The 19,875-nt window shown below is 70.4% G+C and carries 14 protein-coding genes and 1 pseudogene; 3 read left to right on the forward strand and 12 right to left on the reverse strand.

Annotation, left to right across the window (positions count from 1 at the left end):
• Window positions 1-237: 237 nt before the first annotated feature.
• The 3 genes from K2224_RS00540 to lepA all read right to left on the reverse strand — a co-directional run bounded on the left by K2224_RS00540 (window position 238) and on the right by lepA (window position 6,545).
• Window positions 238-2,283: a SpoIIE family protein phosphatase gene (locus tag K2224_RS00540; protein WP_221909346.1), complete on the reverse strand. Its 2,046-nt coding sequence runs from the start codon at window positions 2,281-2,283 to the stop codon at window positions 238-240.
• A gap of 225 nt (window positions 2,284-2,508) precedes the next feature.
• Entirely contained in the window at window positions 2,509-4,398 is a 1,890-nt protein-coding gene (locus tag K2224_RS00545) for a long-chain fatty acid--CoA ligase (RefSeq protein WP_221904654.1), read from the reverse strand.
• Between the two features lie 272 nt (window positions 4,399-4,670).
• Complete coding sequence (lepA, locus tag K2224_RS00550; RefSeq protein WP_221904655.1) at window positions 4,671-6,545, reverse strand: translation elongation factor 4; 1,875 nt, start codon at window positions 6,543-6,545, stop codon at window positions 4,671-4,673.
• A gap of 351 nt (window positions 6,546-6,896) precedes the next feature.
• Here lepA and rpsT point away from each other — a divergent pair, with 351 nt between their 5' ends.
• Both rpsT and K2224_RS00560 read left to right on the forward strand, forming a co-directional pair.
• Entirely contained in the window at window positions 6,897-7,163 is a 267-nt protein-coding gene (gene rpsT, locus K2224_RS00555; protein WP_018538013.1) for a 30S ribosomal protein S20, read from the forward strand.
• Window positions 7,164-7,960: 797 nt separating this feature from the next.
• Window positions 7,961-8,695, forward strand: coding sequence for a hypothetical protein (locus K2224_RS00560; RefSeq protein WP_260692266.1), 735 nt, complete (start codon window positions 7,961-7,963; stop codon window positions 8,693-8,695).
• 359 nt (window positions 8,696-9,054) lie between these two features.
• On the opposite strand, the gene holA is transcribed toward K2224_RS00560, so the two are convergent.
• Entirely contained in the window at window positions 9,055-10,038 is a 984-nt protein-coding gene (gene holA / locus K2224_RS00565; protein WP_221904656.1) for a DNA polymerase III subunit delta, read from the reverse strand.
• Between the two features lie 164 nt (window positions 10,039-10,202).
• Between holA and K2224_RS00570 the strand changes: the two genes are divergently transcribed.
• The gene (locus K2224_RS00570) at window positions 10,203-10,478 is read left to right on the forward strand and encodes a hypothetical protein (RefSeq protein WP_221904657.1); all 276 of its coding nucleotides are present in this window, start codon (window positions 10,203-10,205) and stop codon (window positions 10,476-10,478) included.
• Between the two features lie 65 nt (window positions 10,479-10,543).
• Here the strand turns inward: K2224_RS00570 and K2224_RS00575 are convergent, their stop codons facing one another.
• The 8 genes and pseudogenes from K2224_RS00575 to K2224_RS00605 form a co-directional block, all read right to left on the reverse strand.
• On the reverse strand, window positions 10,544-11,317 hold the full coding sequence (locus K2224_RS00575) for an arylamine N-acetyltransferase (protein ID WP_221904658.1): 774 nt from the start codon (window positions 11,315-11,317) through the stop codon (window positions 10,544-10,546).
• Window positions 11,278-12,288 (reverse strand): annotated as a pseudogene (locus K2224_RS40140) (ComEC/Rec2 family competence protein); the annotation flags it as partial. The gene K2224_RS00575 and the pseudogene K2224_RS40140, both read right to left, overlap by 40 nt.
• A 94-nt stretch (window positions 12,289-12,382) precedes the next feature.
• Entirely contained in the window at window positions 12,383-13,027 is a 645-nt protein-coding gene (locus tag K2224_RS00580) for a hypothetical protein (protein WP_221904659.1), read from the reverse strand.
• The gene (locus K2224_RS00585) at window positions 13,017-13,739 is read right to left on the reverse strand and encodes a hypothetical protein (RefSeq protein WP_221904660.1); all 723 of its coding nucleotides are present in this window, start codon (window positions 13,737-13,739) and stop codon (window positions 13,017-13,019) included. The genes K2224_RS00580 and K2224_RS00585 overlap by 11 nt, the downstream gene beginning before the upstream one ends.
• Window positions 13,740-13,839: 100 nt before the next feature.
• Window positions 13,840-14,280, reverse strand: coding sequence for a hypothetical protein (locus K2224_RS00590; protein WP_221904661.1), 441 nt, complete (start codon window positions 14,278-14,280; stop codon window positions 13,840-13,842).
• Complete coding sequence (locus tag K2224_RS00595) at window positions 14,277-16,436, reverse strand: integrase (RefSeq protein ID WP_221904662.1); 2,160 nt, start codon at window positions 16,434-16,436, stop codon at window positions 14,277-14,279. The genes K2224_RS00590 and K2224_RS00595 overlap by 4 nt, the downstream gene beginning before the upstream one ends.
• Window positions 16,433-18,370, reverse strand: coding sequence for a hypothetical protein (locus K2224_RS00600; RefSeq protein WP_221904663.1), 1,938 nt, complete (start codon window positions 18,368-18,370; stop codon window positions 16,433-16,435). The genes K2224_RS00595 and K2224_RS00600 overlap by 4 nt, the downstream gene beginning before the upstream one ends.
• Window positions 18,354-19,787, reverse strand: coding sequence for a hypothetical protein (locus K2224_RS00605; RefSeq protein ID WP_221904664.1), 1,434 nt, complete (start codon window positions 19,785-19,787; stop codon window positions 18,354-18,356). Before K2224_RS00605 ends, K2224_RS00600 begins: the two co-directional genes overlap by 17 nt.
• Between the last annotated feature and the right edge of the window lie 88 nt (window positions 19,788-19,875).

Here is a 19,875-nt window from a genome sequence, read left to right on the forward strand (position 1 = left end):
GTGCGGGGCCCGGCGGGCCTCCGGCCGGGCTGTCGACGGGCCTCCGGCCGGGCTTGCGGCGGGCTCCGGCCGGGCTTGCAGCGGGCTCCGGCCGGCGCCGTGCACCGCACCGCACCGCACCGCACCGCACCGCACCAAGGGAATATCACCCCCGCTCGCCCGGTTGTGGCCCCGCAGGGGGCCCGCGCACCCCCTACGGGAACCGTTCGCCCCACCCCTACGGGCCCCACCGCCCCCTCAAGGGCAGCCCCCCTCCGCCTGCAGCACCATCAGCGCCAGGTCGTCGTCGGGCGGCGTGGGGCCGAAGGCGTGCACCGTGCGGCGGATGTGTTCGGCGATCGCCTCGGCGCTCCGCCCGGCCGTCGCGGCGAGCGCCGAGACCAGCCCGTCCTCGTCGTCGAAGAGCCGCCGGCCGCAGCGGCGCTCGGTCACCCCGTCGGTGACGCACAGCAGCGTCTCCCCGGGGCACAGGTCGAAGGACTCGCTGACGTAGGCCGCCTCCTCGACGACGCCCAGCAGCATCTGCGGGGCCGCGACGACCCGCACCGCGCCGTCGGCGCCCAGGACCAGCGGCAGCGGGTGGCCGGCGCTGGCGAGGGTGCACCGGGCGCCGCCGGCACCGCCGCGGTAGGGGACGATCTCGCCGTAGAGGAGGGACAGGAAGCGGGCCTGCTCGCCCTCCTCGCGGATCTCCACGGGGGCCTCCGCGCCCGCGCCGGCCGCCGCCACCGCCGCCGCCACCGCGGCGACGGAGTCCGCGGCCTCCCGGGCCATGGTCTTGTTGAGCCGGTCCAGCACCTCGGCGACGCCGAAGCCGTCCCGGGCCAGCAGCCGCAGCACCGGCCGGGCCAGCCCGGTGACCGCGGCGGCCTCGGGCCCGCTGCCGCAGACGTCGCCGAGCGCGAAGCACCAGCGGCCGTCGCCGGCGTCGAAGAGGTCCCAGAAGTCACCGCCGGCCCAGGCGCCCTCGCGCGGCTCGTAGACCACCGCCGACGCCACGCCCGGCACCCGGGCCCGCCCCTGGGGCAGCAGCCGGCGCTGCAGGACCCGGCTGATGCGTTCCTGGCGGCTGTAGGCGCGGGCGGTGGCCACCGCGCGGGCGGCCCGGCGGCACAGGTCCTCGGCGAGCGCGACCACCTCGCCGGGGAAGCGCCGCAGCCCGGCCCGGCCGAGCAACAGGGTGCCGAGCCGGCGGCCGCCGGCGACCAGCGGGCAGGCCAGGGCCGCGCCGCCGGGCTCCGGGCCGGCCGGCTCGTGCGGCCAGGGCCAGGGCACCGGGACCGGCCGGCTGACGGCGGTGCCGTCGATCCCCAGGCCCAGCGGCGCCTTCTCCAGGGCAGCCCGCAGTGAATCGATCCGGCTCTCGGACTGGTGCCAGACGCGGGCAAGCCGCGGGGCGTCGCCGACCTCGGCGAGGCCGCGCCCAGGAGCGCCGCCGTCGCCGTCGTGGAGCCACACCGCGCACCAGTCGGCGAGTCGCGGAACGATCAACTGGCAGGCGAGCGAGGCGACCTGGTCGGCGTCGAGTTGCCCGGAGAGCAGGTCGGACGCCTCCGCCAGGAAGGAGAGCGCGCCGCTGTCGACGCCGCCGCGCTCCCGCACGGGCCGGTCCTCGGGCGGGGCGGCGCGGCGCGGTACGGGGGCGAGGAGTTCGGAGGCCCGCAGTCCCTGCCGGAAGACCTCCTCGTCGAGGGCGCCGTAGGTGCCGTGGGGGTCGAGGGCGTCGTAGGCGCCGTCGACGGTGTCCGGCTCGGGCCAGGCGGCGTCCGGGCCGCCGACCGGCAACCGGAACCACACGGTCTTCATCGCCCGCCGGTAGGTGACGCCCCAGGACTCGGCCACCGCGCTGATCAGCCGCAGTCCGTGGCCGCCCGCCTCGTAGGCGCCGGTGTCCTCGCGGGCCCGTACGGGCTGGGTGGGGTGCCGGTCGGAGACCTCGACGACCAGGCCGGGGCGGGGTGGTTCCTCGGGGACGGCGTCCGGGGGGTCGTCGGGGTGCGGCAGCCGCTCCTCGGCGGGGTCGAGCCGGCAGAGCACGTCGACGGTGGTGCCCGCGTGCACCACGGCGTTGGTCACCAACTCGCTGACCAGCAGCACCGCTTCGTCCGCCAGCGCTTCGGTGAGCCGGTCGGCGCCGGGCAGCCGCCGCGCGGCCCAGTCCGCGAAGGCGGCCCGGACGAACTGCCGTGCGGCCGCCGCGGCCCGCGGGTCACCGGGCAGCGTGGCGCGCAGGGAGCGCGCGGCGGCCCCGGCAACGTCGTCCCGTCCGGCCGAAGTTGTCATCCTCATTGAGCAACTCCCGAGCAGTTCCCCAGCGGCGCCGGATGCGCCAACGCCAGAGTGACAGAACGAGCCCGCACATAAGCGGTGAGTCACGGAAGTGCGTGGTCAGAGGCGTCAATTCGGCTGACGCGGGGCGGCAGTTGGCCGGGGCGCGCCGGAGCGGCGCGGGTCCCGCCCGCGCCGCCGGCACCGTGCCCGCCGCCGTCGCCGGTCCGGCGACGCGGCCTACGCCTCCCGCGCCCCGGCGTACATCTCGTCGAGCAGGTCCTTGAAGGCCCGCTCCACCGCCGGCCGCTTGATCTTGAGGCTGGGGGTGATCTCGCCGTGCTCGATGTCCAGGTCGCGCGGCAGCAACCGGAACTTGCGGATCTGCTGCCATCGCTGGAGCCCCTCGTTGACCCGCTCCACATAGCCGTCGATCAGCGTGCGGACCTGGTCGGTGGCGACGACCTCGGCATAGCTCCGGCCGGCCAGGCCGTGCTCCTCGGCCCACTTGAGGATGGTGGGTTCGTCCAGCGCGATCAGGGCGGTGCAGAAGTTCCGGTTGGCGCCGTGCACCAGGACGTTGGAGACGAACGGGCAGACCGCCTTGAACTGGCCCTCCACCTCCGCGGGCGCGATGTACTTGCCGCCGGAGGTCTTGATGAGGTCCTTCTTGCGGTCGGTGATCCGCAGATAGCCGTCCGGGGAGAGCTCGCCGATGTCGCCGGTGTGGAACCAGCCGTCCTCCTCCAGGACCTCGGCGGTCTTCTCGGGCAGGCCGTGGTAGCCCTGCATGATGCCGGGGCCGCGCAGCAGGATCTCGCCGTCCTCGGCGATCCGCACCTCGGTGCCGGGCAGCGGCTTGCCGACGGTGCCGGTGCGGTACGCCTCGCCGGGGTTGACGAAGCTGGCGGCGCTGGACTCCGTCAGGCCGTAGCCCTCCAGGATGTGGATGCCGGCGCCGGAGAAGAAGTAGCCGATGTCCGGGGCGAGGGCGGCCGAGCCGGAGATCGCGGCGCGCAGCCGGCCGCCGAACGCCTCCCGCAGCTTGGTGTAGACGAGGGCGTCGGCGACCTTGTGCTTGGCGGCCAGCGCGAACGGCACCGCGGTGTTGCCGGTGTGCCGGAAGTTCTCCTGAGAGGTTTTGGCGTACTCGCGGGCCACCCCGGCCGCCCACTGGAAGATCTTGTACTTGGCGCCGCCGCCCTCGCGCGCCTTGGCCGCGACGCCGTTGTAGACCTTCTCGAAGATCCGCGGGACGGCGGCCATGTACGTCGGCCGGACCACCGGCAGATTCTCGATGATCTTGTCGACCCGGCCGTCCACCGCGATCACGTGCCCGACCGAGATCTGCCCGGCGCTGAGCACCTTACCGAAGACGTGCGCCAGCGGCAGCCAGAGGTACTGCACGTCGTCCGTGGTGACCATGCCGGTCGCCTGGATGGCACGGGCCATGTACGCCCAGCAGTCGTGGGCCAGCCGCACGCCCTTGGGGCGGCCGGTGGTCCCGGAGGTGTAGATCAGGGTGGCCAGCTGGTCGGCGCGGAGCGCGGCGACCCGCTCCTTGACGCACTCCGGGTGCTGCTCCAGATGGACGGTGCCGCGCTTCTCCAGCTCGGCGAGGGAGAGCACCCAGCCCTCGGGGTCGTCGTCCGCGGGCTGCGCGTCGGCCTCGTCGATGACGACGACGTGTGCCAGCTCGGGCAGCTCGGCGCGCCTCTCGCGGGCCTTGGCGAGCTGCCGGGCGTTCTCCGCGATCAGTACCCGGCTGCCGGAGTCGGCCAGGATGAACGCGGTCTCGTCGGCGTTGGTGGAGGGGTAGACGGTGGTGGTCGCGGCGCCGGAGCAGAGCACTCCGAGGTCGGCGAGGATCCACTCCACCCGGGTGTCGGCGGCCAGTGCCACCCGTTCCTCGGGGCGGATGCCCAGTGCGATCAGGCCGGCGGCCGCGGCGAGGACCCGCTCGGCGGCCTGGCCCCAGGTGAGGACCTTCCAGTCGTCCGGCCCGGCGCCCGAGGCGGGCGGGACGGGGTAGCGGTATGCCTCGGTGTCCGGTGTGGCCGCGACCCGCTCCAGGAACAGGGTCGCCACCGAAGGCGGCCGGTTGTCGATCAGCGTGTGAGTGTCGGTCACGGCGTCCTCCGGGGCCCGCTTCGTTGCTGGTGACTCGCGAGTAACCTTTGAGCAGTGATCAGACTAGAGCGCGTGGGGCCGCCACGTAAGGGGCTGCACCCGACTGGTTCACGATGTGACCCGAGCGATAGGTGCACATGACACACGCTTGACCGGCGGGCCCGCGGGCCCCGTGCGACCGGCGCCGACACGGCGCGGGGCGCCGGTCCCCCAAGGAACCGGCGCCCCGCGCATGCGTCCTGCGTCCGTCGCTTCTCCGACGACGCCCCGGACTACTTCTTCGACTTGCCGTCGCCGTCGGAGTCCGAGGACAGCACCGCGATGAACGCCTCCTGCGGCACCTCCACGCTGCCGACCATCTTCATCCGCTTCTTGCCCTCCTTCTGCTTCTCCAGCAGCTTCCGCTTACGGGAGATGTCACCGCCGTAGCACTTGGCGAGGACGTCCTTGCGGATGGCGCGGACGGTCTCACGGGCGATGACCCGGCTGCCGATGGCGGCCTGGATCGGCACCTCGAAGCTCTGCCGCGGGATCAGCTCGCGCAGCTTGGCGACCAGCCGCACGCCGTACGCGTACGCCTTGTCCTTGTGGGTGATCGCGGAGAACGCGTCGACCTTGTCGCCGTGCAGCAGGATGTCGACCTTGACCAGGTCGGCGGTCTGCTCGCCGGTGGGCTCGTAGTCCAGCGAGGCGTAGCCGCGGGTCTTGGACTTGAGCTGGTCGAAGAAGTCGAAGACGACCTCGGCGAGCGGCAGGGTGTAGCGGATCTCGACCCGGTCCTCGGAGAGGTAGTCCATGCCCAGCAGCGTGCCGCGGCGGTTCTGGCACAGCTCCATGATCGAGCCGATGAACTCGCTGGGCGCCAGGATCGTGGCCCGGACGACCGGCTCGTGCACCACGTCGATCTTGCCGGTCGGGAACTCGCTGGGGTTGGTGACGGTGTGCTCGGCCCCGTCCTCCATCTCCACGCGGTAGACCACGTTGGGCGCGGTCGCGATCAGATCGAGGCCGAACTCGCGCTCCAGGCGCTCCCGGACGACCTCCAGGTGCAGCAGGCCGAGGAAGCCGACGCGGAAACCGAAGCCCAGGGCGGCCGAGGTCTCCGGCTCGTAGACCAGCGCGGCGTCGTTGAGCTGGAGCTTGTCCAGCGCGTCGCGCAGCTCGGGGTAGTCCGAGCCGTCCAGCGGATACAGCCCGGAGAACACCATCGGCTTGGGGTCCTTGTAGCCGCCCAGCGGCTCCTCGGCACCCTTGCTGAGCTGGGTGATGGTGTCGCCGACCTTCGACTGGCGGACGTCCTTCACACCGGTGATGAGATAGCCCACCTCGCCGACGGACAGGCCGTCGGCCGGCTTCATCTCCGGCGAGTTGGTGCCGATCTCCAGCAGCTCGTGGGCGGCGCCGGTGGACATCATCTTGATCCGCTCGCGCTTGCCGAGCGTGCCGTCGACGACCTTCACGTACGTCACCACGCCGCGGTAGGCGTCGTAGACCGAGTCGAAGATCATCGCGCGGGCGGGCGCGTCCTTGACGCCGACCGGGGCCGGCACCTCGCGGACGACCTTGTCCAGCAGCTCGGGCACGCCGACGCCGGTCTTGGCGGAGACCTTCAGCACGTCCTCGGGCTCGCAGCCGACGAGGTTGGCCAGCTCGGCGGCGAACTTCTCGGGCTGCGCGGCCGGCAGGTCGATCTTGTTGAGGACCGGGATGATCGTGAGGTCGTTCTCCATCGCCAGGTAGAGGTTGGCGAGGGTCTGGGCCTCGATGCCCTGGGCGGCGTCGACGAGGAGGATGCAGCCCTCGCACGCGGCCAGCGAGCGGGACACCTCGTAGGTGAAGTCGACGTGGCCCGGCGTGTCGATCATGTTCAGGATGTGGGTGGTCCCACTTCCCGCTTCGCCCTCGGAGGGGCTCCAGGGCAGCCGGACCGCCTGGGACTTGATCGTGATGCCGCGCTCGCGCTCGATGTCCATGCGGTCGAGATACTGCGCGCGCATCTGCCGCTGGTCGACGACACCGGTGAGCTGGAGCATCCGGTCGGCGAGCGTCGACTTGCCGTGGTCGATGTGCGCGATGATGCAGAAGTTTCGGAGGAGCGCCGGGTCGGTACGGCTCGGCTCCGGCACGTTCGGAGGGGTCGCGGGCACGCAGGGTCCATTCAGTGAACGCGGGTAGGCGGGACTCGGTCTTGTGATGTCTCCCCCATCGTCCCATGACCGGCGGGGGTGAGGGGTTCGGGCATGGGGCGGCGGGGCGGGCCCGCTCGGGCGCCGGGACACCGGAGGCCGGGGCGCCAGGCATGGCACGCCTTCCGGAGGGGCGGGGTCCGCTTCGGCCGTTACAGGCGCCGGGTACGCGGGCCGCCCGCGCGCGGGTGCCGGTTCAGGGTCCGGTTTGGGAGCCCGTAAACCCTGCTGGTAGCCTGGTCCACTGCGCTTCGTGCCCTCTCTCGTACGAGGCGCAACTCGAAACTCCAACGAACCTGAAAAGGCTCTTTCGTGGCGAACATCAAGTCCCAGATGAAGCGGATCAAGACCAACGAGAAGGCTCGTCAGCGCAACAAGGCTGTCAAGTCCTCGCTGAAGACCGCGATCCGTCGCACCCGCGAGGCCATCGAGGCCGGTGACCTCGAGAAGGCCACCGCCGCGCAGGCCCTGGCGGCCCAGAAGCTCGACAAGGCCGTCAGCAAGGGTGTGCTGCACAAGAACAACGCCGCCAACAAGAAGTCGGCGCTGGCCAAGAAGGTCGCCGGCCTCAAGGGCTGACCTTCGCCCCGACCGCGCCCGACGCGGTCACCCTGCCGATCAGGGACCCAGCGGCCCCTCTCACCGCTCCCTTTCGGTGCACCACCGCGCCGCACGCGGCCTGCGTTCGCCACGCGGGTGCGGCGCAGTCGGCTCCTCCGCGGCAACGTCCGCCGAGCAGCCGTCCTAACTGGATACAAAAGACCTCGTCGGTCCCCTTTTGGGGACGGCGGGGTCTTTTGTCGTGTGTGTGTGGGGGGGGGGACGGCAGGGGGTGGTGGGGGCGGGCGGTTGAGGTGAGGCCCGGAAGGCCCCGGAAGCGCCCGGTGTGCGCTCGGCGGGCGTTTGCGGGCGGGCGCTCCGGGGAGGTGCCGGCGCGACTCCCGGTCGAGTCCGAATGCACCTTCCGGCAGGGTGCAACGCGGCTCCGGAGAGCGTCAGATGTGAGGGATGTCCACTAGTCTGCCGCCATGTCCAATTCGGGGGAGCAGAACGATCCCTACTCCGTACCGCAGCCTCCCGCCTACGGTCCTAGGCCCGCGCCGCAGTCGCAGTCGCAGCCGCCGCCTCCACCCCCGCCTTCTTCGTCGTCGCCTTCGCCTTCGATGCCCTACCGGCAGAATCCGTATGCCCAGGGGCCGGGCGGGTACGGCTATCCGCTGCCGGGTACCCAAGGTGGCGTAACGGGGGCGCAGGGGGTACCAGGGGTGCATGGGGCGCTTGGGACGTCGGGTGCACCGAGAGCACCGAGGGCCCTGGCCGCGCCGGCAGCACCGAGCGCGGCCTACCGGGCACCGCTCGGCGGCAACCTCGGCGGCATGCCCGGTGGGGCAGGCGGTGGGGCGGGCGGGCGCGGCGTCTCCGGCTGGCTGTGGGCCGTCGGCGGCGCGGTGGCGGCCACCGCGATCGGGGCGTCCGTGATGTTCGCCACCGGCGCCTTCTCCCCGGAGCCCTCCCCCGACCTCAAGGGCTACGCGTTCCGGGACGACCTGTGCGCCGCGACCTCCTTGGCGCCGTTCGCCAACGGCCACTACAAGGCCAAGCCGAGCACGGGCTCCGGCTCGGGCGCGGCATCCGGCTCGGGTCCGTCGGGGGTGTCGTCCCCGCCCAACCCGCAGCACAGCGGTTCACGGATGAACTCCATGGACTCGATGTGGTGCAACGTCTCCCTCAGCGCCGACAAAGCCGGCGCCGGCGACTACTCCTCGACCTGGCTCTACAACTCCGTCACCCTGCACAAGAAGACCGACCCGCGCCCGGAGTTCGGCGACGTCTACCGCGCGTACGAGAAACAGCAGACCACCGTCTCGTACAAGGTCGAGCCCGTCACCGGCCTCGGCGACGAGGCGTACCTCGTGACCCGCAACGACTCCCCCGGCGGCGGCAAGAGCGCCTATGTCGTCCTCGCCGTCCGGGACGGCTGGCTGACGTACCAGTCGACGTGGTCCAGCTACACGACGGCCAACAGCACCGCGAAGCCGCCGTCCTCCGCCGAGCTCGCCACGATGCTGGAAACCAGCGCGAAGGAAACGCTGAAGCGACTGCGGGGGTGAGGGTTGGGGGATGGAGGGGGCGGGTGGGGGGCGTCCAGGGCTGGCCACCCGATGCGTGCAGGGGTGTTCGGGGGCCCCGGGGAGTTTCCCCGGGGGTGCCCCGGTCTCGGCGCCTCAGTCCGGGTGCCTGGGTCTCGGCGCCTCAGTCCGGGTGCCTGGGTCTCGGTGCCTCAGTCTGGGTGCCGCTGTCCTGCCCCGGCCTGGGGCCCGGGCCGCGGCTGGTTGCATTGCCCGTCGCCGTCAGCGGCACCGGCACCGGCACCTGCACCGGCACCACGGTCCGTCGTCTCCACCGACCGTCGCCCCCACCGGCTGCCGTCCCCACCGATCATCGCGGCCACCGCCGGTCGTCCCACCGCCTACCGCGAGCGGGCCGCCCGCGCGATCGTCACCACGGCCTTCTCCAGGGCGTATTCGGGATCGTCGCCGCCGCCCTTCACCCCCGCGTCGGCTTCGGCCACCGCGCGCAGCGCCCTGGCCACGCCGTCCGCCGACCAGCCGCGCATCTGCTGCCGAACCCGGTCGATCTTCCAGGGCGGCATGCCCAGCTCACGGGCGAGGTCGCCGGGGCGGGCCCCGCGCGGGGCGGAGGCGAGCTTGCCGATGGCCCGGACGCCCTGCGCCAGCGCGCTGGTGATCATGACGGGGGCGACGCCGGTCGCGATCGCCCAGCGCAGCGCCTCCAGCGCCTCGGCGGCCCGGCCCTCGACCGCCCGGTCGGCGACGGTGAAGCTCGACGCCTCCGCCCGGCCGGTGTAGTAGCGAGCGACCACGGCGTCGTCGATCGTGCCCTCGACATCGGCGGCCAGCTGCGCGCACGCCGACGCCAACTCGCGCAGATCACTGCCGATGGCGTCCACCAGTGCCTGGCAGGCTTCCGGCGTGGCGGAGCGGCCGGCCGCCCGGAACTCGCCGCGGACGAAGGCGAGCCGGTCGGCCGGCTTGGTCATCTTGGGGCAGGCGATCTCCCGCGCACCTGCCTTGCGGGCCGCGTCCAGCAGCCCCTTGCCCTTGGCGCCGCCGGCGTGCAGCAGCACCAGGGTGATCTCCTCGGCGGGCGAGCCGAGATACGCCTTGACGTCCTTGACGGTGTCCGCGGACAGGTCCTGCGAAGCACGCACCACCACGACCTTGCGCTCGGCGAAGAGCGAGGGGCTGGTGAGCTCGGCGAGGGTGCCGGGCTGGAGCTGGTCGGGGGTGAGGTCCCGCACATCGGTATCCGCGTCGGCCGCCCGGGCCGCGGCCACCACCTGCTGCATCGCGCGCTCGAGCAGCAACTCCTCCTGCCCCACCGCGATCGTCACGGGGGCGAGGGGGTCGTCGTTAGCTGTCTTCCTGGCCATCGCGTCCCAGCATCCCACGCCCCACCGACAACGCCGCCCGCCGGAGCCCCGCCCGGACCGGGCCCGTCCGATGGCACCCCACCACCGGCCGGGCCCACCGCCCACCGCCCACTGCCCACTGCCCACTGCCCACTGCCCACTGCCCACTGCCCGACAATGGACCGGTGAACAGCAGCCACGGCCCGGTACACGACACCCACCACGGACGCCACGTCCTCGTCCTCCCCGACCGCGACGCCGCCGAGGAGGTGGCCGAGGCCCTGACCGAACGCTTCGGCGTCGCCGAGGAACCCCAGCTCGTACGCGACGCCCTGGCCGGCGAGGACGACGCCGAGGACGCGCAGTGGCTGGTGGTGATCGAGGACCCCGACGCCGCCTACGACGCCGCCCGCCTGGACGCCCTCGCCATGGAATACGACGGCTGGCGCGAGACCGAGTAGCCGTCCCCCCTTCTCCCCTTCCTTGCCCCCCGTCGCTCCTTCTCCTCCGTCCCTCCCGTCGTTCCTCACTCGCTCACGAGGACGGGCTCCCGTTCCAGCACGATGCCGAAGTGGGTGCGGTAAGCCGGGAGAACCTCGGCCGCGTCCAGCTCACGCTCCTCCCGGGTGCCGTCGGCACCGGTGATCGCCAACGTGCGCCCGGAGAGCGTGACCCGGCCGGTCTCCGTGAGCCGCGAGCAGACCAGCGACCGCCGGAAATGCGACTTGGGCGACGTACGCTGCCACCAGCAACCCGCTTCAAAGTCCCGCAGCTCGCGCGGACGTTGTTCCATGCGGTACTGCGGATCGCCGTCCCGGTGGACGTCGAGGTCGCCCCCCGGTGCCTGCACTACTCGGAAGACGCCCCCGGGATCCTTCTGGTCCGCGTCGCTGTCCAGCCGCAGCGGGCAGTGGCTGTTCTGTCCGAAGCCGACGTCGACCAGCCACGGCCCGGTGGGAGTGTGCACCCGCAGCGCGAGATGGTCGTACGGAATCCCCAGCCCGTCGGGTCCGAACACCCGCGCCGACAGCAGCTCGACCTCGTAACCCAGCGCCCGGAGCAGTGCCGCGAACGCGCCGTTGAGTTCGTAGCAGAATCCGCCCCGGCGAGCCCCGACGATCTTGTCCACCAGCGGCTGCTCGGCGAGGACGATCTCCTCTCCCAGATGGATGGCGAGGTTCTCGAACGGCACGGCCCGTAGATGGCTCAGTTGCAGCGCACGCAACGCCTCGACGTCCGCGACGGCCGGCCGAGCAGCGGCTATCCGCCGGAGATAGGCGTCAGCGGTGGCATCGTCCATGAGATATGCGTCCTCCCTGTTCCCTGACTCATTCCCTGACTCATTCCCTGACTCATTCCCCGTCCCTTTCCCCTTCCCTTTTCCTGCCTTTTTCTTGTCGCTTTCCTTGTTGCGTTCCTTGTCTCTGTCTCTTTCCTTGTCCCTGTACCTCGTAGATCTTGTCGTGTCCGTACTCCGCTCGATCTCGGTGGGCCCGTGCCCCTCGTTCTCAGCGTCGGCATGGATCTCCCTGTTCCGCGGAGCTCCCGCCGTCTACGGCCCGGGACACCCCGTGGCCGCCTCCTGGATCTGCCGGGCTGCCCCCGGGGCCGGCGTCCGCCGACCACCGCGGCCAGCCTGCCGGGGGTACCGACGACCGCGATCGCGCCATCGGTGTCGGTACGCAGCACCAGCGTGCCCCCGGCGCGCAGCGACGCAATGGTGCGCAGAGCGGGATGTCCGTACGGATTTCCGGCGCCGCAGGAGATGAGGGCCAGGCGGGGCATCAGGTGGCGTATCAACTCCGGGTCCTGGTAGGCGGATCCGTGGTGCGCCACCTTGAGGACATCGACGGCGGACAGTTCCGGGTGAGCGGCGAACAGCGCCTGTTGGGCCGGGGGTTCAAGATCCCCGAGCAGGAGGACGGTCAGCCCGCCCGTCCGAACGAGCAGGGCCACACTGGCGTCATTGGGCCCGGAGAACTCCCCGGCCCCGGCCCCAGTCCCAGTCCCAGTCCCAGTCGAGGGTGTCGCTGCCTGTGCGGACGTCGGCGGCGTGAACGGGGGCGCGACCGGCCAGAGGACCTCCCACGCGAGGGGGCCCAGGTGGCGCCGTTCGCCCGGTACGGCCCTGAGGACGGGGATCCGGGCACCGGCCGCCGCTTCCCGTACGAACTTCGCCCGGCCATAGGGTTCTTGCAGTGTCGTGGTCTCGATGGCGCCGACCGACCGCCCGCGCAGCGCCCCGGGCAGGCCGTCCACATGGTCGGCGTGGACCTGTTCTCCACCGTTTCGATGTCTCATGAGACGCTCACGTCCCGGTATATCGGTGGCCAAGCAGGTTGGCCCTTGCCTCGTGGCAGTCCCGTCAGTCCCCAGATCGTGAGACACCCAAGTAGCTTTCCAAGGCTGCCTTGATCACTTCGTAGGGGGAGGACTCGGTCTGGCGTGCGTGAGTGCGGAGCCAGTCTTCCAGTTCCTCCGGCAAGTACTTGGCGCGGTTGTCAAGGTTTTCGATCTTTGTTACCCACTCGCAGTTATCCGGGCTGTAGCCCAGGTTGTTGTCCTTCCGGTCGAGTTCCTTGCCGTCCATGTAGTCGTTCGCAAGGGCCCAGTCCCGAAAGGCCAGGTATTCTTGCCATTCCTCGCAGACGGTGATGCCTTTGAGCGAATAGCGGTGCGCCGAACGGTGAGTGGTACTCTTGCATCGGTTCTTCATGGACGCCCAGACGCCATAAAGGCGAGACTTGTGATCGCCGTGCGTCGTCGCTCTCGCAATCGTCGTCTCTCTGGCAAGGCACCCGCAGCTGCGGGTGTTTCCTGATCTCAGGCTCGTGAGCCTCAATTCTTTGCGGGTCCGGTTCTCGCATGAGCATTCAACGAGGACCCATTGAATCCACTCGCCACTGTTGTTCTGGCGCCTGTCGAGGAACTTGATGACCTTCAGCCGTCCGTAGACATCTCCGACGGCTGCTGGCGGGCGCTTCGCTGAGCCCTGCCGCTCACTGGCCATGACCGCCCCCCGCCTGCTGAGTCGCCTCGCGGCAGGCTTCCAGAGCTCGTCGGATCACCGTATAGGTGTCGACGCTGTCGCGTGCTGCCCGGGCTTCGAGGGCTTCAAGCAGTGGGGCGGAGAGATACCTGCTTCGGTTCATGAGGTTCTCCTGGTCGGTGATCCATCGGCAGTTCTCGGGGCTGTAGCCGAGGTCGTTGTTGATCCTGTCGAGTTCCAGGCCCTTTTGGTATCCGTTCTCCTCTGCCCACCGGGCGAAGGTTAGGAAGTTTTCCCAGGCTGGATCAACTGTGACTGGTATTTCGCGGCCACCATATCCGGGATATTTTTTTGACTTCGGGTTGTTGCATCGCTCCCGCATGTTGGTCCAGACGCTGTGAAGGGCACTGCGCGATTTTCCGTGAAATCGGTATCTGTCATAGACCTGGACCTGGCCGTTCCATACTCTCTCGACGTGGATTCGGGCTTCCGGGTCGCCGTCCACGCTCGCGTAGCAGTAGCCGCAGGCGGACGTTTTCAGTTGCTCTAGCGCGTCCTCCCGGATCTCCTTTTTTCTCTTGCAGGCCGTGCAGCGGACGGGGACGAAATACCGGTTTCGTTTGGCTGACTGTCCACTGCGGCCCCTCACGAGCTTCGGGAACGACGGCCCGGTCACTTCGTGGATGCCGAGCATGCTGCCGACCGGCAGGTCCTCTCGCTTCCTTGCAGGCAATGCAACTCCCCCCAGTGATGGCGGACTTGATCACGCAGTGCTGGTCTCGCCATCTTGCCGTGGGGCACTGACAACGGCCGGGAGGGCGGCCCCCTCGGGATCATTCGGAGCGTGGTGGGCCGATGGCGACGACGGCTCCGGTCTGCGTGTCCAGCTGCTGGCGGAGGGCTTCGTTGTCGTGGTGAAGGGCGGCGATGACCGTGGCGGAGGCATCGAGTCGGCCTTGGAGCTGGGTCCGCTCTCGTTTGAGAGTCCTCACCTCGACACGTAGCTTCTGGAGTTCGTCATCGCGTCGGGCTTCGCCGGGGGTGCGGGCGTCGGTAGCGGCTGTGCGTCGGTCCCATTCGGCGAGGATGCTGTGGGCCCGGTTCATCGTGGCCCGGCTGACGCCGGCTTCCCGGTAGAGGTTCTCCTTGATCAGCCGCCCGTCGGTGCAGGTGGGGCGGCCCGCGAGGAGCCGTTCCATCGCGGCCCGCAGGGCCTTGACCGCCTCGGCGGAGGCGTGGTCCGTGATCGTCTCGGCGGTGGTGGGCTGGGTCATTTCTCGGCCCTTCGGATCACTGAGCGGACGTCGTCGAGCTGTCGGTTGAGCTGGTCCCGGCGGCAGGGGGCGATCTTGTGCGTCTCCAGCAGGGTCAGGAGGCTGTGCTCCTCGCTCTTCCAGATCTGCAGGTGGTCGGGGGTGATGACGCTGTTGGGGCAGCGGCCGGGCTGGCAGCGGTCGATCAGCGGGCCGGTGTGTCCGGCGGGGACGACCGCTTCTTCGAGGCATTTCGCGCCGTCGGGGTGGTTGTGGTCGAGGGTGCAGTGGTTGAGCTTGCCGAAGCGGAGCGTGACGCGGGTCTTGTGCAGGAGGTCGTATTCGGTCCGTTTGTCGCCGGTCTTCGCGGTGCGGGTGGCTTCGATGGCGGCCTTCTTGACGCTGTTGAAGGTGTTGGTGAGTTTGTCGGCGCCGGGTCCGTAGCCGATCACGGCGCCTGCGTGGTGCTGGTCGTAGAGGTCCCGCAGGCGCATGAAGCGGGCGTCCTCGATGGCGGTGTCCAGCAGGCGGGACCAGTTCGCGTCGGAGGCGCCATAGCCCTGGGTGGACCGGTTGGCCAGGGCTCGGGTGGCCGCGTGCTTGAGCTGGAGCCCCAGGGCGATCTCGGCGCCGGGTTCGGTGGCGACGAGCATGGACATGGTCTTGCGGAACATGTGCGGGGCGACCTTGTCCGCGGGGATCTTCTCCAGGCCGGTGTGGTCGGAGGTCTCGTTGACGTGCTCGATGAACTTCTCGATCAGCTTGCGGCTGACGCTGTGCTCGTAGCTGTTGATGCGGGTCGTGCTGCCCGGCAGGCCGGGGTCGGCGAAGACGAGTTCGGGGTGGGCGGACAGTTCCTCGGCGACGAGGATCGCGCGGGCGACCGGCTCGATGATCCACCAGTGCTCCATGGGGCGGCCGGGGTCCTGCTTGCGTTTGCGGGAGACGATGGCCGGTGCCCCGTAGAACTCGGCGACGACGCTGCCGCGTACGACTTCACGGATCTCGCTGTCGCGCATCATCGACATGGCGGCGACGAAGATGTAGCAGGCGGCCCGCAGGGCCCGGCATTCGTGGCCCAGGGCCCAGGGGTCGATGCCGGGATGCCAGGGGCCCCGGCTGCCGTCGGGACGGTCGACCTCGGTGAGGTGCTCGATGAGGCTGCCCGGACGCCCGCGGCCCTCGGCGAGTGCCTGCAGGACGATTTCCCGTGCTCTGCTGACCCGGTTCCCGGCGTGGCCCTTCGAGGAGAACGCGTTGCCGCTGCCGCGGCCCATGAGTTCGGCCAGCAGGCTCCAGTTCGGCTCACCGGCCTGGCCGCACCCGCCGTGATGAAGCGGGACGGTGCGGTCCGGGCCGGCCAGCCATCGGATCACGTGCTCGGGCAACGGTTCCAGCGGGCCGCTCGGCCGCGGCGCCAGCCGCAGGTGGGTGTCGCGGGCGGTGATGATGTCCGCGGAGAAGGTGTCGATGTAGGTCCAGGCCGCTTTGATCAGGGGAAACCAGACCTCGGGCCGGATGTTCGGGGTGGAGACCTCGTCGGTTGCGGGGTCCTTGGCCACTGTTCGGGCCGAGCGGCCCGGCCAGGGGTCGGCCGCCAGGCCGCCGCCGGTCAGCGCGGGTGCGAGTTCGTGCAGGAGCCGGACGGAGCCGACGTAGTTGCGGACCGTCGCCGTCGAGCGGATCTCGGACTTCTCCGCGATGAAGCGGTGCATGTCGTTACTGGTCCAGTGGGCGGGATGCAGGCTCAGGCCCGCTTCGCGGACCCACTCGATCAGCACCCGCAGCTCGGAGAGCATGCCCATCACCGTGCCCGGCTGGTAGGGGTCGCGGTCCAGGCAGACGCCGGTCTTGAGCAGGGCCGGGTGCTGAGGGTTGAGCACGGACATGCTGATCTCGCGGACCCGCAGGTTCCACTGCCTGGGGAATCCGTCGAACACCGCGATCCAGCCGGACGGGGCGACGTTCGCGGGACGCCGCTGGGCCTCGAACAGCCACCGGTCCGTGCGGCCGAAGGGCGGGATCTCGACGCCCGGCAGCAGCGGCCGCCCCTGGAGGACCGGCTCGTCCTGAGCGAACACGTCCGACAGGCCGAGCGGGGCGGTGAGGTATTCGTGCAGGCGGGACGGTGCCGGATCGCGTACGGGCTCGTGGGTGAAGTCCGCGGGTGAGGTCATGAGTCGAACTCCACGAACGAGGAAAGGGGAAGCTGCAGCCGCAGGCCCTGGTCGGTGATCTGCTGGCGGGCCCGCTCCAGGTCGGCGGGCAGGACGTCGGCCAGCACCGCCTTCAGGTTCGTGCGGCTCTGCCCCCATGCCTTGTGGAAGACCCTGGGGTCGAGCCGGGCCGCCAGGGATTCCACATGCTCGGCGAACAACAGGAGTTGGGGCAGGTTGGACGGCAGGATAAACGCGTTGGTGCATTCCAGACAGCGAAGCGGAGCGACCGCGCAGAGCTCGCCGGGCGGACTGTAGGGCGACTGGTAGGGGTTGCGGCAGCTGCTGACGCCCATGTCGAGCTCGCCCTGGACGATGTCCTCGGCCTGCTGGGCGTCCAGTCCGAGCGTGTCCAGGACCTCCGGGTCGCGAAGCTGGCCGGCGGCCTCCTCGTCCAGCACCACCGGACCGGCCAGGGCCCGCTTCAGCCAGTCGTCTTGCGCGCGGGTGATGGTGTGCCCGGCCATCGTCCGCAGGGTGGTGCCGTGCGCGTAGTGGCCCCAGAAGACCTGTTCGGTGTGATCGTCGGCGGCATCGCTGACCAGACCGCGGAACGCGATGGTCTTCTCGACCTTGGCCGACTTCCGCAGCCGCCGGATGTCCATCTTCCCGGCGACCGTCACCCCGGTCCGTTCCACCCACTCGTCCAGGCCGCCGCCGCGGCCGACCGGTTCGAAGGGCCGGAAGGACAGTTCACCGCGCTGGTGGGAGTTGTCGGTGTGCGGGATGACGCTCCCGCGGATGAACAGGTAGGGCTTCTTGGCGGTGCTGCGGCGCCGGGCGGCAGCGGTGACCTCGATCAGGGTCCTCAGGATCTCGGCCGTGCTGAGCCCGGCCCGGTCCGGGTGCATGACCTGGCTCTCCTCGCCCATCTCCTTGAACTCGCGGTAGCGGATCTTGTGGGCGCGTCGCTTCACCAGCCGCAGCCGTACTCCTCCGGGAACGAACTCCACGTCGCCCTCGGTCAGGTAGGCGACCTCTTCGGGAGCATGGCCGGTCGCGGCGACCAGCAGCACCCGGAACGACTGCAAGTCGACGTTGCGCGGATAGAGCAGTGAGGCGATCGCGATCGTCAGCAGGTAGCGGCCCATGTTCGGGTTGAACCGCACTCCGGTGAAGTCGAAGACCTCTTTCAGCTCCGGTGGCCAGGCATGGTGGCTGGGCAGAGCCCTCCAGATCTCCAGCGGAGTGACCAGGCCGTTCGCCAGGCCGAAGGCCAGGTTCGCCAGGCTGGCCCAGCCCTCCGTGCGCGGGTCGGCGCCTGCCGCCACCAGTTCACGGCCCCGCTGGAGCCGCTGTCTCAGCCCGCGGATATCCGTCCAGGCGGCCCTGACCAGCTCGCGTTTCTCCGCCCGGGTGAACTCCTCCAGCTGCCGGTGCGTGCGCGGGATGCTCGCCGGGATCGCGGTCGTCAGCAGCCTCTGGACAGCCGGCGCCAGCACCCGCTCGGGATGCTGACCGCGAAAACGGATCAGGGACAGGACATCAGCGGCCAGGAAGTAGGGCCGGGTAGAGCCCTCCTCGAACTGCCCGGGCAGGGCCCTGATCCACTCCCTGATGTGGAAACTGACGTCTGGCTCGGGCCGGGCCAGCGAACAGGCCGCCGCTTCCGCCCCGGCCTTGCGGTCCACGAACGAGCACAAGTCGAGCAGACCCCGCCGGTAGGTGAACACCCCGGTCGGGTGCGGCCGCTTCAGCTCGACGTAGTCGGCCAGCTCGGCCGCGAGCTCGTCCGCCAGGCGGCGGCAGGCAAATCCCGTCGTGTCCACCTTCACCCTGGCCCGGCGGCCGTGCGCGGTGGAGGTCTTCAACTCCCAGATACCACCGAGCCGTTGCGGACGTTCTTCCTCGGCGGGCTCGGTGAAGTCCCGTGTGCGCTCACCTCTCCTGGGCACTGCGTTCCCCCTCCAGCAGCCAGACGGCGATGTCCGTGTAGGAGGCTCCGTCGCTGTCTGCCCAGGCACGAAATGCCTGGTCAACGTAGGTCATCGAGTCCTCCAGGTAGGCCAGGTACTCATAGGTGGTGCGAGGGCTCGCGTGGCCAAGAGCGCGCTGGACGACCAGCAGCGGGTTCATCGAGATGTGCTCGGCAAGGGTCACCAGCGGCCGTGGGTCGGCCCGACGAAGTTCCTTCTCGATCAGCAGCTGGGTGAGGTGCTTGAGCAAGCGCAGGGCGAACGTGTGCCGCAGGTCGTGGAAGCGCCAGGGCTTGCGCGGCAGCACCGGAGCCGGCCCCCTCCGGGCGAAGGCGGACATCCTCTCCCAGGCATGGCGCCGGATCCGGTCCCAGGACGATGCCCCCAGCATCAACCCGCCCTGGCCGAGGAAGACCGCCATCGCCTCCAGTCCGCCGTCGCACTCGCGGACCGTGATCCGCCGCAGTTCAGCGGGCATCCGGGCCATGGCGAACGTCCGGCGCCGCCCGCCCAGCATCCCCGAGAGGCGGCCGAAGTCGTCGATGTCGTCGACGACGAACAGTTCGCGGTGCCGGCGGGCGAGCCGGGCCGCCGCCCGCTCGACGGTCTCCGCCCGCTCCAGCAGCTGGTAGGTGTCCACCAGGTCCAGCGGAGCCGCCGGGACGTAGACGTCCCGGCGCCGACCGCCCTTCGCGCATGCCTGCAGGGGGAACTCCGCCGGCCCTTCGGGCCGGCGGGCCAGCTCCGGCAGCAGCACCGTCGACCACTCCCGCTTGCGCATCCCGGTCATCAGCGCGAGCTCGGCCGCCGCCCGGTTGCGGTGCGGGAACCCGCCCCGGAAAGCAACATCGACCTCACCGTCCGGGCACTGCCCGCCCAGCCCGACATCGCGGAAGAACAGGTACTGATCCAGAGCGAGATGCCGCACCCGCATGCCGTGCGACATCCCCGATCCGTATGCCTTCGGCATCCGCAGCGGCCCGTGCGAGCGGTGCCCGGCCTCGGTCAGCCAGGCGAACATCCCGTTGGCCGTCGACGCCTCCCGGTCCCACGTCACCTGGTCGAGCGGCGCCGCCTGGACATCGAGCCGCTGGCGCCGGTAGGCAAGCAGATCGACCTCCCCCGCGGCGAGCAGGTCCGTCTGCCGCGAGGCAAGGTAATCGGCCAACCGCAGCACGACGTACGCGTACGAGCGCATCGTCCCCGCAGTCCGCCCCAGGTAGGCGAGATGACGGAACCACGAGGACAGAGGCTCGACCGGCCGCATGTCCGACCCCAGCACGATCGGCATCCCGTCCGGGATCACCTGCCGGTCCAGCAGAGCCACCGCCGTGCCGCCCGGGAGCCCGTCGCCGTACCGCTCCACCAGCGGACGCTTCACAAAGAACAGGTCCAACTTCCCTCCTCTGGAACATCAGCCAGAACAGAGAAGAACAGGACAGACGGAACACTCTAGGGAAATTTGATCAAACCACTCATTGCGG

Source organism: Streptomyces sp. BHT-5-2 (genome assembly GCF_019774615.1).
Classification (GTDB): domain Bacteria; phylum Actinomycetota; class Actinomycetes; order Streptomycetales; family Streptomycetaceae; genus Streptomyces.